At 45.9% G+C, this 14,789-nt stretch carries 15 protein-coding genes; 6 read left to right on the forward strand and 9 right to left on the reverse strand.

The window, feature by feature from the left end; genetic code table 11:
- Nucleotides 1–42 precede the first annotated feature (42 nt).
- The 4 genes from NATSA_RS07330 to NATSA_RS07345 all read left to right on the forward strand — a co-directional run bounded on the left by NATSA_RS07330 (nucleotide 43) and on the right by NATSA_RS07345 (nucleotide 3,638).
- Nucleotides 43–1,869: a glycoside hydrolase family 3 protein gene (locus NATSA_RS07330; RefSeq protein WP_210511363.1), complete on the forward strand. Its 1,827-nt coding sequence runs from the start codon at nucleotides 43–45 to the stop codon at nucleotides 1,867–1,869.
- A gap of 19 nt (nucleotides 1,870–1,888) precedes the next feature.
- Complete coding sequence (locus NATSA_RS07335) at nucleotides 1,889–2,638, forward strand: cytidine deaminase (protein WP_210511364.1); 750 nt, start codon at nucleotides 1,889–1,891, stop codon at nucleotides 2,636–2,638.
- A gap of 9 nt (nucleotides 2,639–2,647) precedes the next feature.
- Nucleotides 2,648–3,301 carry a hypothetical protein gene (locus NATSA_RS07340; RefSeq protein WP_210511365.1) on the forward strand — a complete coding sequence of 218 codons (654 nt, stop codon included), beginning with the start codon at nucleotides 2,648–2,650 and terminating at the stop codon, nucleotides 3,299–3,301.
- Between the two features lie 163 nt (nucleotides 3,302–3,464).
- Complete coding sequence (locus NATSA_RS07345; RefSeq protein ID WP_210511366.1) at nucleotides 3,465–3,638, forward strand: histone H1; 174 nt, start codon at nucleotides 3,465–3,467, stop codon at nucleotides 3,636–3,638.
- Nucleotides 3,639–3,718: 80 nt separating this feature from the next.
- Here NATSA_RS07345 and NATSA_RS07350 read toward each other — a convergent pair whose 3' ends face one another.
- Nucleotides 3,719–4,795: a M20/M25/M40 family metallo-hydrolase gene (locus NATSA_RS07350; RefSeq protein ID WP_210511367.1), complete on the reverse strand. Its 1,077-nt coding sequence runs from the start codon at nucleotides 4,793–4,795 to the stop codon at nucleotides 3,719–3,721.
- 196 nt (nucleotides 4,796–4,991) lie between these two features.
- On the opposite strand from NATSA_RS07350, the gene NATSA_RS07355 reads away from it, so the two are divergent.
- Both NATSA_RS07355 and NATSA_RS07360 read left to right on the forward strand, forming a co-directional pair.
- Nucleotides 4,992–6,245 carry an HD domain-containing protein gene (locus NATSA_RS07355; RefSeq protein WP_210511368.1) on the forward strand — a complete coding sequence of 418 codons (1,254 nt, stop codon included), beginning with the start codon at nucleotides 4,992–4,994 and terminating at the stop codon, nucleotides 6,243–6,245.
- A 153-nt stretch (nucleotides 6,246–6,398) separates the two neighbouring features.
- Nucleotides 6,399–7,277, forward strand: coding sequence for a hypothetical protein (locus tag NATSA_RS07360; RefSeq protein WP_210511369.1), 879 nt, complete (start codon nucleotides 6,399–6,401; stop codon nucleotides 7,275–7,277).
- A gap of 5 nt (nucleotides 7,278–7,282) precedes the next feature.
- Here the strand turns inward: NATSA_RS07360 and NATSA_RS07365 are convergent, their stop codons facing one another.
- From NATSA_RS07365 to fabG, 8 genes are all read right to left on the reverse strand, one after another.
- On the reverse strand, nucleotides 7,283–9,046 hold the full coding sequence (locus NATSA_RS07365) for a M1 family metallopeptidase (RefSeq protein WP_210511370.1): 1,764 nt from the start codon (nucleotides 9,044–9,046) through the stop codon (nucleotides 7,283–7,285).
- Nucleotides 8,997–9,503, reverse strand: a complete 507-nt coding sequence (locus NATSA_RS07370) for a dihydrofolate reductase (RefSeq protein ID WP_210511371.1) — start codon at nucleotides 9,501–9,503, stop codon at nucleotides 8,997–8,999. The genes NATSA_RS07365 and NATSA_RS07370 overlap by 50 nt, the downstream gene beginning before the upstream one ends.
- 72 nt (nucleotides 9,504–9,575) lie before the next feature.
- Nucleotides 9,576–10,424, reverse strand: coding sequence for a thymidylate synthase (thyA, locus tag NATSA_RS07375; protein WP_210511372.1), 849 nt, complete (start codon nucleotides 10,422–10,424; stop codon nucleotides 9,576–9,578).
- Between the two features lie 34 nt (nucleotides 10,425–10,458).
- Nucleotides 10,459–11,529, reverse strand: coding sequence for a branched-chain amino acid aminotransferase (locus tag NATSA_RS07380; RefSeq protein ID WP_210511373.1), 1,071 nt, complete (start codon nucleotides 11,527–11,529; stop codon nucleotides 10,459–10,461).
- Between the two features lie 94 nt (nucleotides 11,530–11,623).
- Nucleotides 11,624–12,370, reverse strand: a complete 747-nt coding sequence (rnc, locus tag NATSA_RS07385; protein WP_210511374.1) for a ribonuclease III — start codon at nucleotides 12,368–12,370, stop codon at nucleotides 11,624–11,626.
- A complete protein-coding gene (gene fabF, locus NATSA_RS07390; protein ID WP_210511375.1) occupies nucleotides 12,370–13,614 on the reverse strand; it encodes a beta-ketoacyl-ACP synthase II in 1,245 nt (414 codons plus the stop codon). The genes rnc and fabF overlap by 1 nt, the downstream gene beginning before the upstream one ends.
- 21 nt (nucleotides 13,615–13,635) lie before the next feature.
- Complete coding sequence (locus NATSA_RS07395; RefSeq protein ID WP_210511376.1) at nucleotides 13,636–13,875, reverse strand: acyl carrier protein; 240 nt, start codon at nucleotides 13,873–13,875, stop codon at nucleotides 13,636–13,638.
- A gap of 124 nt (nucleotides 13,876–13,999) precedes the next feature.
- Nucleotides 14,000–14,761 (reverse strand): 3-oxoacyl-[acyl-carrier-protein] reductase, encoded by a 762-nt coding sequence (gene fabG, locus NATSA_RS07400; protein ID WP_210511377.1) that lies wholly within the window; start codon nucleotides 14,759–14,761, stop codon nucleotides 14,000–14,002.
- Nucleotides 14,762–14,789 lie beyond the last annotated feature (28 nt).

Genomic DNA, 14,789 nt, shown 5'->3' on the forward strand with positions numbered 1-14,789 from the left:
ACGGATTTTTTTTACAGGGACAAATAAACGTTTTTTAAAATAATGATCAACTTATCACTGAAACACGCGGCAAGCATTGCCGGTTATCGTCTGAATCAATTTTGGGTAGTCGTTTTTACCTCAAGCATAGTTCTTTTTGGCTGCAGTACCGAAAAAGCAACTGTAAATAATGATCATGGTCCGGAACCGGAAGCATGGGCACATTCAGACAATCTGACACCATCCGAAGATTTTATTGAAGATCTGATGGCACAAATGAGCCTTCGGGAAAAGATCGCTCAGCTTTTCATGGTTGCAGGCAGAGGCGGCTTTTATCCGGAAGGAGATCGCGGATGGGAAAGGATGCATGAAGCGGTCACCAGACACCAGGTAGGCGGCGTGATGTTTTTTAGCGGAAGAGCCTATGAACAGGCAATTATCACAAATAAGCTTCAGAAAAAGAGCACCATTCCGCTTTGGATAAGTCAGGATATGGAATTTGGTGCTGCAATGAGGATAGACGAGGCGACATACCTTGCACCGGCAATGGGAATTGCCGCAACTCAAAACAGAAATTTCGCTTATCAAAAAGGGCGCATCACCGCAAAGGAAGCTGGTGCACTTGGGGTTCATCAGATCTATGCGCCTGTGCTTGATATTAATAATAACCCGCTGAACCCTGTAATCAATGTACGCTCCTACTCTGAGGTTGCCGATACCGTTGCAAAATATGGCATAGCGTTTATGGAGGGTGTACATGATGCCGGTCTGATGGCCACAGCTAAACACTTCCCCGGACATGGTGATACGGACGTTGATTCACATGTGGATCTGCCCGTGCTGCCCATAGATTATGAACGACTCACACAAGTTGAGCTTGTTCCATTTAAAAAAGCCTTTCAAGCCGGCATGAAAAGCATTATGACTGCCCACATTGCACTGCCGGAAATTGCCCTGTTTCCTGATTTTCCCGCCACACTCGATCCGGGAATCACCAGTCATATTCTTCGTGACTCACTCCGGTTTGAAGGAGTTGTAGTGACCGATGGAATGGGGATGCGGGGTGTCAGCAATTACTTCGATGCGGGCGATGCTGCAGTTCTGGCCATTAAAGCGGGAGTTGACCAGATATTGCTTTCCGCGGATCTTGAAGAAGCCATCAATGCCATCGAACTGGCTGTCATTTCGGGCGATATCGAAGAGAGCCGGATTGATGCTTCCGTTAAAAGAGTACTTGAAATGAAAATGGATACCGGGCTGTTTTCACAGCCTCAGCTAGTGGACATTTACGAGCTGACTTCCAAAATAAATACCCGGGAATTCAGAAGGATTGCTGATGCCGTTGCTGAGAGCTCAATAACCTTGCTGAAGAACGATGGCAACCTGCTGCCCCTGGACGGTAACGATTTTGAAAAAGTTGTTGTAGTAAATATCAGTGACGGACGCCGCACTGTGAATGATCATATTACAGGAATGCTTGATGAAAAATTCAAACGCCTGAAAAGCGTCCATATTCATCCCGGCATGTGTTCCGCAGACAGTCTTGAAGCCACAGAAACCGTCGCATCATCTGACCTTGTTGTCGCATTGTCCCATCTTGCGATACGCACTGCTGAAGAGATCAGTCTTGATGAGATGGTGAGTCCGATGATAAGCAAACTGTTTGATACAGAGGCTCCTGTAATTGCAGTTTCACTTGGATCGCCCTACATACTTGGCGCTTTTGATGATGCCGATGTACATATGCTGGCATGGTCACCGCGCGAACGGCAGCAAGTCGCTGCGGGTTATGTATTAACAGGTGCAGCAGGTGCCGGCGGGAAACTGCCCGTAACCATCCCATCACTGTATGACATCGGTGACGGGATCATACTTGAAGCCGTTCAATAAAAAAATTAAAAGAGGCGTCATGCAATCATACAACTGGAGTTTATTTAAAAAACGCTCGTACTCCCCCTACTCCGGGCGTACCAATGTGTGTATGATCGCTGGTGAATCGGGTAAATATTATCCGGGTGTGCGGCTTGAAAACATCTCTTTTCCATTGTCAATTGATCCTATTCAAACTGCGATTTTTTCGTGCTTGAGCGAAGCCGATAAACCAAAAACGCTTCTTGCTCCTCCCGACTCGTCAGGACAAGCTGAAAAAGAAACTGAAGAAGATTTGAAAAACTGGCGCCATCTTTTTGATCTGGAAATTCAACTGGTTGATGATCATGAACTTCCGGACCCGTCCCTGCTGTTTGCAACAGCAGAAGATGCCCAAACAAGTCAGAGCAGGCTATCAGAGCTCACTAAACAATGTATTATACCTTTTTCAGGATTTCCCGTAACGGCTTTGCTCAAAACGGACAAGGGCGTTTACTCTGGAGTAAACATCGAACTTTCGGAATGGCAAAAAGGATTGTGCGCCGAACGGGTAGCTATTTCAAAAGCAGTTGCTTCAGGGGCCGGTATCCTGGAATACATACATGTTTATGCACCTCAAAGTGATTATGTAAGCCCATGCGGTGCATGCCGCCAGGTCATAAGCGAGCAGATGGAACAGGGTGTTGTTATGTTGCAGCATAATGAAACCGAATCATCCAGATTCCATATATCCGATCTGCTCCCCTATCAGTTCCGGGCCGGAAATCTCAACATGAATAAAGATCAGTGATTAAAAATTATGAAGTACATTGCCATTCTGGACTATAACCATCTGGATAACGGCATGTTCATGCAAAGCTTTGCAGAAGCACTTGCAGGACAACAGAATTGCCGGGCTTACATTCTGCATGGTGACAGTCTCTACACGAATCGATTGCTGCAGACCGGTATGATGCGTGAAGAGGCCGTAGTGCGCAGCACCAGAGATTTAAACAACCGGATCATCGCCCTTCTTGCTGACAGTGGCGTTGCCGGCATTGGCATCAACGGCTATCAGAAAGACATCATCACCAGCACTGACGGTGAACTCAAAATCAACCATAACTGGCTTGATAACCTTCCCGGGCGGACTCACCTTGTCATATCCAATCTGGTCAAGGATCAATCAAATGGTACTATCGGTCCTGTGCCTCTGAATCATCTGGCACACCGTTTATCAGAAGCTGTGCATGCTGATGCAATTGTGCTTTTTCCTACAGTAAAAAACACAGAAACAAATTTCAGTCCGGAACCCGTTGATAAAAAAAACTCCGGGGAAACGGTCCGCAATCCGGAAAGCCTGATAGACCACAACCTGTTACCTCTTCCGGCCAACAGCTTCTTGTGTACTATTCCGCAGTTTAAAAACCTTCCGGAAACCAGGATTCTGCAGAAAATTGATCCGAAAAAATAGAAAAACGGCAAAAAGTGCAAAAAAACTTCTTTTTTGGGGTCTTTTTATGCAGTTTTCGGCCAATTCCCGCTTGACATCATGTACAGCTTATAATTAGCTTCTCACAGATGAAGACAATATGTCTTCAACAAAGTAATTTAATTTTAATTAAACGGAGTAATTCATGAACAGATTCAGCGAAATAAAATCTTTGGTTGATGAGTTAGAGGTGGATATGGAAAAGTTCTACAGCAAGAATAATAAAACTGCTGGAACACGTGCACGAAAACTTCTGCAGGATCTGAAAAAACTGGCTCAAGAGGTCCGCATTGATATTCAGGAAAAAAAGAAAGACTGATTTTTTCAGGATGTTTCTAAAAAAGCCAAATCGAGCAATCGTTTTGGCTTTTTTTTTGATTTTATAATGACCGACGGGTTTTAATCAAAAACCGAAAACTTCTGTCCGGCATCCATATTCATCACAGACTGTGTCAAAAGCATCGTGGTTTGCAAAACGTCCTCAATTGATATCATTTCCACAGGGGTATGCATATACCGCAGCGGCAACGAAATCAGTCCGCTGGGAACGCCTTTTTTCTGGTAAAATATACTGTCCGTATCGGTGCCGGTTCGTGCGCCAGTTGCTTCTCTTTGCAGGATAATCCCCCTGTCTTCCGCCGCTTTCTCCAGATGATACATAACTTTGGGATGGTTGGCGCCACCATGATTTATAACCGGACCCTTGCCCAGCTTGACCATACCATGTTTCTTTTGATTTATCCCCGGACTGTCGGTTGCATGCGTAACATCAGTAACTATGGCAACATCCGGCTCATACCGGTACGTCATCATCCGGGCTCCAAAGCCTCCAATTTCCTCCTGTACGGCATTAAGTGCAATGACATTGACCTTGAGCTTATCTTTGGACTGCTGAAGCATTTCAACAACATTTGCGAGGACAAACCCTCCGATTCGGTTATCCAGTGCACGACCGGTTATGATATCGTCTGATAAAAACTCAAATTGCTCAGCAAGCGTCACCGGGTCTCCTATCTGAATCATTCCCAGAACTTCTTCCCTGTTTGATGCTCCAATGTCTATAAACAGATCACTCCATTTCGGAGATTTGTTCTGCTCCTTTTCCTGCAAATGAATAGCCGTATGACCAATGATTCCGCTTACAATACCATCGCGGCTGTGAATAAACACCTTTCTCGCTCTTGCAATGGACGGGTCACTGCCGCCGACTCTGTTTATATATATATATCCGGATTCGTCAACATACTGGACAATCATGCCTATTTCATCACAATGAGCTTCCAGCATTACGGTTGCAGCATCCGGGTTTACATGGATATGTGCCGCAGCGGAACCGTAGGCATCTGTTTCAATATGGTCAGCGACCGGACGGAGGTAATCTACCCAAACCTGCTGTCCGGCTTTTTCGAAACCAGCGGGGCTCGGTGTAACAAGAAGATCTTCCAGAAAAGCAGCACATTTTTTATCAAAGGTCATTGTTTCGTACATTTCGGGTTAAACAGAGTTCCCTGCTTATATCAGCAGGCCGTAAAAAGTAAGTGATCATCAGGTAACATAAAAGTCCCGGTCCGGCGCATCTGAATGCATTCATCCCTGAAACCATCACTCAGACCTGCCACACCGATTTAATTTTATTGCATATACGCGTGACAAACTACTGTGAGTTATATTAATGGACAAATCCACACAATACAAAATATTTACTGATCCGGTACACGGTTTCGTAAGTGTCCCGAAAGGACTTGTCCTTAAGCTTCTGGATCATCCCTATGTCCAGAGGCTGAGACGCATTCGTCAGCTTGGTCTGGCAAACACCGTGTTTCCCGGAGCAGAACACTCCCGTTTTTCCCATGCACTCGGAGCCCTGGGTCTGATGCAGCGCGTTTTAAATCACCTTCGGGAAAGAGATACTACCATAACCTATAATGAGTTTGAAAGTACTCTGGCCGCAATACTACTTCACGACATCGGACACGGTCCCTTTTCTCATACGCTGGAAAAAAGCATCATCGGCAATGCTCATCATGAGAAACTGACCCTCCTGTTGATGGAGGAACTCAACCGGCAGTTTGAGGGTCAGCTTGATACTGCAATCCGGATTTTTACCAACCGGTACCCCAAGGTGTTCCTGCATCAGCTAATCTCGTCTCAACTTGATATTGACAGGCTCGACTATCTTCGCCGGGACAGCATGTTTACAGGTGTACTTGAGGGATCGATAGGCATAGACCGGATAATCCGCACAATGCGGGTTCACCAGGGCAATATTGTCATTGACAAAAAAGGAATTTATGCCATTGAAAACTATATTGTTGCCAGGCGCCTGATGTATATGCAGGTTTATTTGCATAAAACCGTTCTGGGCGGTGACAAATTGCTTATTGCCATACTAAATCATGCGCGCCGGCTGTTACAAAGGAATGAACCCTTACCGTTCTATTCTCCTGCCCTGGAGTTTTTCATTTCGCAAAGGCGGAACAATACCGAAATGGTGAGCCGAAAGATGCTGGACATGTTCACCAGGCTTGACGATAATGATATCATTTTAACCCTTAAATACTGGCAGCATCACGACGACCCGGTCCTTAGCGATCTTTGCAGGCGTTTTTTAGACCGTGATTTTTTCCGTACGACATTTCTTGACAAAAAACCCACAGACAAACAGCTGAAAAAATGGAAACAGGATACATCCGGAGTACTTGAGAAAATGGGCATGCCTTCGGACAGTGATACCGTATCGTCATACTTTTTTTATGATTTCAGCCAAAGCGAAGCATATAAATATAAAAATGATGGTATCTGGATACTCAATGATGATGTAGCCGTTGAGTTTTCAAGAGCATCTGACAATCAGCATATTCTGGCTCTGACCAAACCCGTCATAAAACATTATGTGGTTCATCTCAAAAATGTACCTCTGAATTAATTTGCAACTTTTACTCTTGTGCCGTTTTCATTCTCATATCACCTTTTTACAACTTTTCCGGCCGCCTTATCTCTGATTTTCCTCCTCTCCTCATGCACCGCTCATGATAGCGAGGCCAGTTCTGCTGATAATGGGACACCGGGTATTAATCCGGTGACCTCCGAAAAGCCTTACGGACTTGAATATCCTCCTGAGAAGGCTCCGGCAGTGCCGTTGCCCGGCTATGACTACGATCCGCTTAATCCTCCTGTTATCTCTTACAGTGACGGTGGTTTGAATGTTATCAGGGATGGTGATTCGCTGAGATTCACAGCAGGTGATACACTGCTTCCGGGAGATAACCTGGAGACCGGATCACGGCAATTTGCGGTCATTCAGTTTGACAAAAGCAACTCCATCATCATTCACCCCTCGTCTTTTGTCAAGTTCAGCTCAACCGGATCAACATTGCACACCCTGAGTGCAAGTATTCAAGTTGACCGGTATAGTGAAGAAAGACTACCGTTAATCGTTTGTTTCGACGACACCCTGACACATGTGGACAGCGAATCAATTCAAAATCACTCCTTTGGCATGCAATGCCGGGGCGAATCCGGGATTACCATATCCAGTCGCAAAGGTGTGCTTCGCTGGAATTGCGCTGTTCAACCCTGCGACATACCCGCAGGGAAAGGGCTGGCAGGTTCAATAAGTGCAACGGTATTTGAGTTTGTGGACATCCCCGAACAGCCGGATATCTCTTTTACATTTACTGCCGACACCGTCCCGGCCATGCAATCTGAAAGCAGAGCAAATGCTTTTGAATGGCCCCCTGTAACTCTTGCTGACCGCTACCTCGCCCATATATTCAATTATTCAAATGACCGGTACGATGACAGAAAGATCAAAAAGCATCACTCACTGAAAATGCTCCACAATAACGAAATCGAAGTATCCGGCCTGGATTCCGGAAGTTATTATATAAGGGTTTTGGCAATTGACTTTTATGGTGTCAGCGGGCAGTGGTCAGATCCGGTACCTTTTGAGTTGTAACGTATCTAATCATCGGCATACATCTCACTTCTGAGAACTTGCCTGCCCGGATCAATGCGGTATTTACTGTGATCTTTTATAAAAACCGCCTTTTCGCCATGCTCCTTCATCGGGGGAATAATTGTCTGTTCAGTGTTTCCGTCAAAAACTTCAACCGGCATTTTAAATTCCTGTTCGCCGGGAGCGGACCAGCTGAGATAAAGTGAATCACCTTCCACCTTTGAGTTGAGCCCGGGCAACTCCGGATGCCTCAGATAGGATTCAAAAAACCAGTCCAGAGACTTACCCGTAACTGAAGCGACAATTTCTATAAATTCCGATGTATCTGTAAATCTGGACGGAGCAGGACGGCTTTGTCCGGCAAGTTCCGGATCAGGATACAGCATGGTTCTCAGTATTTTTTTGAAATTTTCATCTCCGGTGAGATATCGCAGGGAATGCAAAATCCAGGCACCTTTCATGTAGATATCCCTTCCATCGTACATCTCTCTGGTGCTTCTGCTTTTCAGTGGTGCCACTGCAATATTGTTTTCAATGCGCTGATACAGTCGTTCCATAAAATAGTCGTACTGCTCTCTTCCGTGCAAATGTTCGGCATATAATGGCTGCATGTAGGTTGCAAAACCCTCATGAATCCAGAAATCTTTCCAGTCATAAGCAGTAATCAGGTTTCCCCACCACTCATGTGCGAGTTCATGATGATGCAAATCATCAAAGTCCGAGCCGGTATCGAAAACGGTATCGTTTGTAAAGCCCGCACCATATGCTATCAGGGTCTGATGCTCCATGCCAAAAAATGGAGCCTCGGCAATACCGTATTTTTCACTGCGAAAGGGATACGGACCCAGCAGCTTTTCAAAAAAAGCGAGATGCTCCTCAGCCTGATCCAGCAATGCCTTTGCTTTACTCTTGTTTTCCGGCAAAACCCATAAATTTACAGGAAATTGTTCTTCAGTAACACTGGTAAACTCACTTGAAAGTTTTTCGTATGGGCCGATATTTATGGTTAATGCATAATTGCTTACAGGATGGTTAGTAACCCAGTGAAATACCGTCCGGTTGTTATCTGTACTCTCTTCTGAGCGTAAAACACCATTCGAAAGAACCGTAAGACCGTCCGGAACCGTGATCCTGAGCGATACCGAGTCAGGGCGATCCGACGGATGATCTTTCACAGGGAGCCATATATCCGCCCCGTTCACCTGGCAGGAAACCCCTATCCATGGCAAGCCGGATTTTGACTCCGACCATGTAAACCCACCCTCCCAGGGTGGATTCGGTGCCGGACGTGGCTTTCCGGAATAGAAAATGGCGACCTCAAGATGACCGCCAATCTCTTTTTTTTCCGGAAGAGTGACAATGACCAGCCCGTCTGTGTGTTCGAAACCGGAAGCGTGTCTTTTCCCCTGACTGTCAGTTATTTCTACTTTACTGACTTCAAAAACAGAATCGAGATGCGCTACATAGGTATCCAGATTGTCAATAATACCGGCATGTGCCGTAACATACCCGGAGATACTGCTGTCCGAGGGGTCTACAGAAAGATTGATATCATAGTACTCAATATTGACAGCGGCTTGTTCTGCCAGCAGCGGCCCGCCCGAGTCCAGTATATTGTTTTCGTATACCTCTAATGACTGGGTTACCGGCACGTCTGAAAATGTCAGGCAGGGCTGCAGCAACAACACCAACTGTATCAAAAACAGACTCAGGTTCAGGTTAAATACCGGCTTTTGCTGAACTATGGTTTTTCGAATTGACCTTTTCATAATCAACAAAGGATATATTTTCATGATCAACACGCCGGACTTCTTTCCAGATAATGCCAATCTCATCGCGGTATTCAGGAAAAAAGGTATCGCCGTCATATTTTTCGTGGATTTCAGTGATTTCCAGCCTGTCACAGACCGGATAAAAATCACGATAAACCTGTTCGCCGCCAATTATATATACCAGCGGGACTTCCTTCAGAGCTTCGAGAACCTCCTTCCTGTTTCTGTACGTTTCAACGTTCTCGTAGCTCCGGGTACGCGACATGACAATATTGCGCCGGCCTGGAAGCGGACGCTCTTTCAGTTCTTCAAATACACCACGTCCCATTACAACCGGATGACCCTTGGTCCGCCTTTTAAAATGTGCCAGATCTTCCGGGATATACCACGGCAAGCTTCCGTCTTTGCCAATAACCAGGCCGGGGTCATGAGCTGCTATAAGCGATATTTTCATAGCTCAGGCAAAAATTGTAGAAGGTGGGTGCTGAAAAAGGTATTGGCATTAAAATGACAATGTCAGCAAGTTTCAGACCGCTACTTCAAAAGGAATTCTTGGATGAGGGTCGTAGTTAAGCAGCCTGAAATGTTCAAGATCCAGTTCATCAATATCCTCTCCTGAAATCTGCAGTTCCGGCATCGCCCGGGGTTCTCTTTTCAGCTGCTCTTTTAATCCATCTATGTGATTGACATAGATGTGTGCATCAACTATGGTATGGGCAAAGAATCCGGGTTCCAGACCGGTGAGCTTGGCGATGGTCATAGTCAGTGCTGCATAGCAAGCCATATTGAACGGAATACCCAGCGCAATGTCCCCTGACCGCTGGGTCAGATGGCAGTTCAGACGCCCGTTGGAAACGTTGAATATGAACATGACATGGCAGGGAGGCAAAGCCATCTGGTCTATCAGGCCGGGATGCCATGCATTAATGACAATCCGCCTGCTTTCAGGATTGTTTTTAATGGTATCAACGGCATGCCTGATCTGATCAAACTCTTTTTTTTCGTAAACCCTTTTTTTAACCTTTCCGGCATTTCCCTCGAGATCTATCTCCGTCTCTTCAAAATAAGGAAATTTCCTCCACATCACCGGATATATGGGCCCTACATGACCGTCTTCATCAGCCCAGGCATCCCAAATATGACAATCTTTTTCATCACGGAGCCAACGTATGTGATCTTCGCCCCGCAGATACCACAGCAACTCGAGGATGACAGACCGGAATGGAACCTTTTTTGTGGTCAGCAAGGGAAATCCGTCATTCAGGTCAATTTTGTAGAATTCGGAAAAGGAAGATATCGTATCTGTTCCCGTACGGTTTTGCTTTCTGACACCGTTGTCAAGTACCCTTTCGACAAGATCCTGATAAACCTTCATAAGCTCCTATGTTTCATTTGAAACTGCCGTATCATCACACTATGGTACACCAGGCCTTCTCATCAGCAATATCACCGTGCTGAATACCCGTAATTCTGTCATAAAACCAGCGGGCAACAGGACCCATCTCATTTGAAGATACTGTAATCTGATGTTCATTATGCTGTATCATGCCAACGGGAGATATGACAGCGGCAGTACCCGCGCCGAATATTTCCCTGAGCTCACCCTGTTGATGCAGTGAAATCAGCTCATCTATGGAAACAGGACGCTCTTCAACCTTCATTCCATGTGATTTTGCAAGCTCAAGCACCGACATCCGGGTAATGCCCGGCAGAATGCTGCCATTGATCGGTGGTGTAACCAGGGTGTTACCAATCTGGAAAAATATGTTCATACTTCCCACTTCTTCAACATATCTGTGCTCTTTTGCATCAAGCCACAGTACCTGCGTGAAGCCTTTCTGCTGAGCTTCTGTCGTTGGCTTCAGACTCGCCGCATAATTACCGGGAACTTTTACATCGCCAACCCCGCCCTGAACCGCCCGGACATACTGGGGCATAGTTGTAAGCCGGATGGGGTTGATTCCTTCCGAATAATAGTTGCCTACCGGACTGCAGATGATATAAAAACGGTATGTTTTGGAAGCCCGCAACCCAAGTGTCTGATCTGCTGCAAAAACAATAGGCCGGATATAAAGGGATTTGAACTTTGCTTTTGGAACCCATTCCTTGTCCGTCCGCACAAGTTCCTTCATACCCCCGACAAAGTACTCTTTGGGCACTTCCGGGATGCAGACTCTTTCACAAGAGCGCCTAAACCGGTCATAATGGTCATCTATCCGGAAAATATTTACCTCGTCATCACGATAGCAAAAAGCCTTCATGCCCTCAAATACAGCCTGACCGTAATGAAGCGTGGCGACAGCCGGATACAGCGGTATCTGTCCGTAAGGAATAATTTCCGGGTTCTGCCACTTTCCGTCACTGTAGCGTAGTTCAAATTGATGATCAGAGAACTGCTCCCCGAAAGTCAGGTTGTCAAAGTCAATTTCTGATAAGCGAGAGTTTGATATCCGTTTAACCTGGATTTCATTGGTTGACATGTAAGCTATTACCTATAATTATGGATGCTGTTGGTTATGCATAACAGTAAAAGGAATGAATATTTACAATAAGAATCTACTTTGCAATAAGAATCTATATTTTATTTATGTCACGCAAAGCTTTCTCAGCGGCAGCCTGTTCGGCCTTTTTTTTGTTTTTTCCGGTGCCGGTACCGAGAACCTTGTCGCTTACAACAACTTCAACATCAAAGACTTTATCGTGTCCGGGGCCCGACTCTTTTACTATATTGTAAACTGGTGCAGGCAGTTTTCGGGCCTGAACTGTCTCCAGGAGCAAACTTTTAAAATTGTCACTTGAAGAAACCAGTTCTTCATAAGTGACATATTTGCCATAAAGATCCGTCGCAAATTTTCTGCAATGAAGATAACCGTGATCCAGATAGATGGCACCGACCAGAGCTTCAAAGCAATCGGCAAGAACACTTTCAGAGTTTTCAACACCCTGATTTTTCACCCTGTCCCCCAGTTCGACATAGTTGCCGAGCCCAATTTTTCTGGCGATCCGGGCAAGCATTTCCCCTTTGACAAGCCGGGACCTGAGTTGTGTCATCATCCCCTCACTGGCTGCAGGGTATCTGTTTAATATGATCTCGGATACAATCAGATCCAGTACTGCGTCACCAAGAAACTCAAGCTGCTCATAAGATTCGGTAGCAGAGAGATTCTTTTCTGCCACATAAGAACGGTGCCGCAATGCTTTTTGATAAAGACTTGCCCGCCTGACCGGTAAACCGGTCAGTTTTTCCAGGCTTCTTATCTTTTGCCGTTCTTCATAACCGAGTCTGCTGCGTTCATACAGAGCCCGGATTCTAGCAATCACTATTCTTTGAACTTTTTAAACACAAGGGTGGTATTATGCCCTCCGAATCCAAAGGCATTGTTCATTCCATAGGTGATATCTCTGGCTACGGCCTCATTGGTGGTATAGTCAAGATCACATTCCGGATCAGGATGTTCATAATTGATCGTAGGAGGAATCAATCCATGATAAATGGCCAGTACTGTAGCAATTGATTCCGCTGCACCTGCAGCACCAAGCATATGTCCTGTCATTGATTTCGTGGAATTGAGGTTGATCTTGTATGCGTGGTCTCCGAAAACCTTTTTGATGGAGTTCGTTTCAGCGATATCACCAAGAGGTGTGGAGGTTCCGTGCATGTTTATATGATCAATGTCGGTCGGCGTAATGCCGGCGGCATCAAGTGCACTGTTCAAAGCCAGAACTACCCCTTTTCCTTCGGGATCAGGTGCCGTTATATGATGTGCATCAGCAGAGAAGCCATAACCGACAATTTCGCCATAAATCCTGGCACCGCGTTTGACCGCAGATTCATATGTCTCAAGCATCATCATGCCGGCGCCTTCCCCCAGAACGAAACCGTCACGGGTCTTGTCAAAAGGTCTGGAAGCTGTTTCCGGGCTGTCATTTCTTGTGGAAAGTGCCCTTACCGAGTTGAAACCGGCCAGACCCATTCCGAAAACAGGTGCTTCAGCCCCACCGCATACCGCATAATCTGCCTGCCCGTGCGCTATAGCATCAAAAGCCAGGCCAATATTGTGAGAACCCGTTGCGCAAGCCGATACAGCGCATAAATTTGCACCTCTGAACCCGTACTTGATTGATACCTGTCCTGCCGCAATGTCGGGGATCAGCATGGGTATGAAGAAGGGTGACACTGCCCGCTGTCCTTTTTCGTAAAACTGGACAGCCTGGTCATAGAAGACCTGCATGCCGCCAATGCCGCTTCCGATGAGTACCGCAACCCGGTTTTTGTCTATTTCATCCAGATTCAGACCGGAATCGGTGACCGCTTCATCAGCCGTAATCATCGCGTACTGACAAAACCGGTCCATCCGTCGTGCCTCTTTGACATTCATGTATTCTGAGACGTCAAAGTCCTCAATCTGAGCTGCGAATTTTGTCGGAAATTTTGAGATATCGAAACTGTCAATGGGCCTGGTGCCGCTTTTGCCGCTGACCAGCCCATTCCAGAAATCGGGGGCACCTTTTCCGACTGGTGTAAGGGCCCCTATACCTGTAACTACTACTCTACGTTTTGACATTTACTAATGCGTATGGATGTATCAGGAGATTTTGCCTTTCAGGTAGGTAATGGCATCTCCGACGGTTGCGATGTTTTCGGCATCTTCATCGGGTATGCTGATATCAAACTCTTTTTCGAACTCCATGATAAGTTCCACCGTGTCCAGTGAATCGGCACCAAGATCGTTGGTGAAGTTGGCTTCGTTTCCAACTTCTGACTCATCTACACCGAGTTTGTCAACAATAATGGATTTTACTTTTGCATCTATATCTTTCGACATAATGTTACCTGTGTGTTGTGGTTATCTGTTTGATTTCGCGATTTATGGAAAGTACCAATGGGCTCGCTTAAATGCCTTTTATAATAAAAATAGATTACAGCTAAATCAACTTAATAGGTTGATATTACATGGCCATTCCGCCATCTACCTGAATAACGGCTCCTGTAATGTAGGAAGAAGCATCTGAAGCCAGAAAAGTAACCGCATCTGCAACCTCTTCGGGTTTGCCGGACCTTCCCAGAGGTATGCTGTCTTCAATGCTTTTCAAAACCTTTTCGTCCAGATTGCCCGTCATTTCCGTGGCTATGTACCCGGGAGCAATAACATTCACACGAATGCCCCTGGAAGCAATTTCTTTTGCCAGAGATTTGGAAAAACCAGTAATTCCGGCCTTGGATGCAGCATAATTTGTTTGTCCGGCATTCCCTGCAATTCCCACGACGGATCCGATATTGACAATCGATCCCGACCTGGCTTTCATCATCGGACGAATCGCCGCTTTGGAATAATTGAAGACACTTTTCAGATTAGTATGGATGACATCGTCCCACTGCTCCTCTTTCATCCTCATAATGAGGGTGTCTTTGGTGATTCCGGCGTTGTTAACCAGGATATCAAAACTTCCCATTTCTGCCTGAACAGTTTCGATCACCTCTTCAGCCTTTGAAAAACTGACGGCATCGGCCTGTACAGCAACTGATTTGCGCCCCATTTTCCTTATGCTGCTCACAACTTCTTCGGCAGCTTCAGCAGATCTGGCATAGGTAATGAGCACATCAGCTCCGGCTTCTGCAAGTCTCAGGGCTATGGCTTTGCCAATCCCTCTGCTGCCTCCTGTTACTATGGCCGCTTTGCCATGCAATGTAAAGTTATTATCCGAACTCATGTTATCTTCTATTAGTTAACAATTAATT

Origin of the sequence: Natronogracilivirga saccharolytica (genome assembly GCF_017921895.1) — a bacterium.
GTDB lineage: Bacteria > Bacteroidota > Rhodothermia > Balneolales > Natronogracilivirgulaceae > Natronogracilivirga > Natronogracilivirga saccharolytica.

Bases quoted from the DNA above. Each gene is read 5' to 3' on its own strand.
- NATSA_RS07340 (WP_210511365.1), top strand. From the start codon at position 2,648: ATGAAGTACATTGCCATTCTGGACTATAACCATCTGGATAACGGCATG.
- fabG (WP_210511377.1), bottom strand. From the start codon at position 14,761: ATGAGTTCGGATAATAACTTTACATTGCATGGCAAAGCGGCCATAGTA.
- NATSA_RS07395 (WP_210511376.1), bottom strand. From the start codon at position 13,875: ATGTCGAAAGATATAGATGCAAAAGTAAAATCCATTATTGTTGACAAA.
- NATSA_RS07355 (WP_210511368.1), top strand. From the start codon at position 4,992: ATGGACAAATCCACACAATACAAAATATTTACTGATCCGGTACACGGT.
- fabF (WP_210511375.1), bottom strand. From the start codon at position 13,614: ATGTCAAAACGTAGAGTAGTAGTTACAGGTATAGGGGCCCTTACACCA.
- NATSA_RS07345 (WP_210511366.1), top strand. From the start codon at position 3,465: ATGAACAGATTCAGCGAAATAAAATCTTTGGTTGATGAGTTAGAGGTG.
- NATSA_RS07365 (WP_210511370.1), bottom strand. From the start codon at position 9,046: ATGAAAAGGTCAATTCGAAAAACCATAGTTCAGCAAAAGCCGGTATTT.
- NATSA_RS07370 (WP_210511371.1), bottom strand. From the start codon at position 9,503: ATGAAAATATCGCTTATAGCAGCTCATGACCCCGGCCTGGTTATTGGC.
- NATSA_RS07380 (WP_210511373.1), bottom strand. From the start codon at position 11,529: ATGTCAACCAATGAAATCCAGGTTAAACGGATATCAAACTCTCGCTTA.
- NATSA_RS07335 (WP_210511364.1), top strand. From the start codon at position 1,889: ATGCAATCATACAACTGGAGTTTATTTAAAAAACGCTCGTACTCCCCC.
- NATSA_RS07350 (WP_210511367.1), bottom strand. From the start codon at position 4,795: ATGACCTTTGATAAAAAATGTGCTGCTTTTCTGGAAGATCTTCTTGTT.
- thyA (WP_210511372.1), bottom strand. From the start codon at position 10,424: ATGAAGGTTTATCAGGATCTTGTCGAAAGGGTACTTGACAACGGTGTC.
- NATSA_RS07330 (WP_210511363.1), top strand. From the start codon at position 43: ATGATCAACTTATCACTGAAACACGCGGCAAGCATTGCCGGTTATCGT.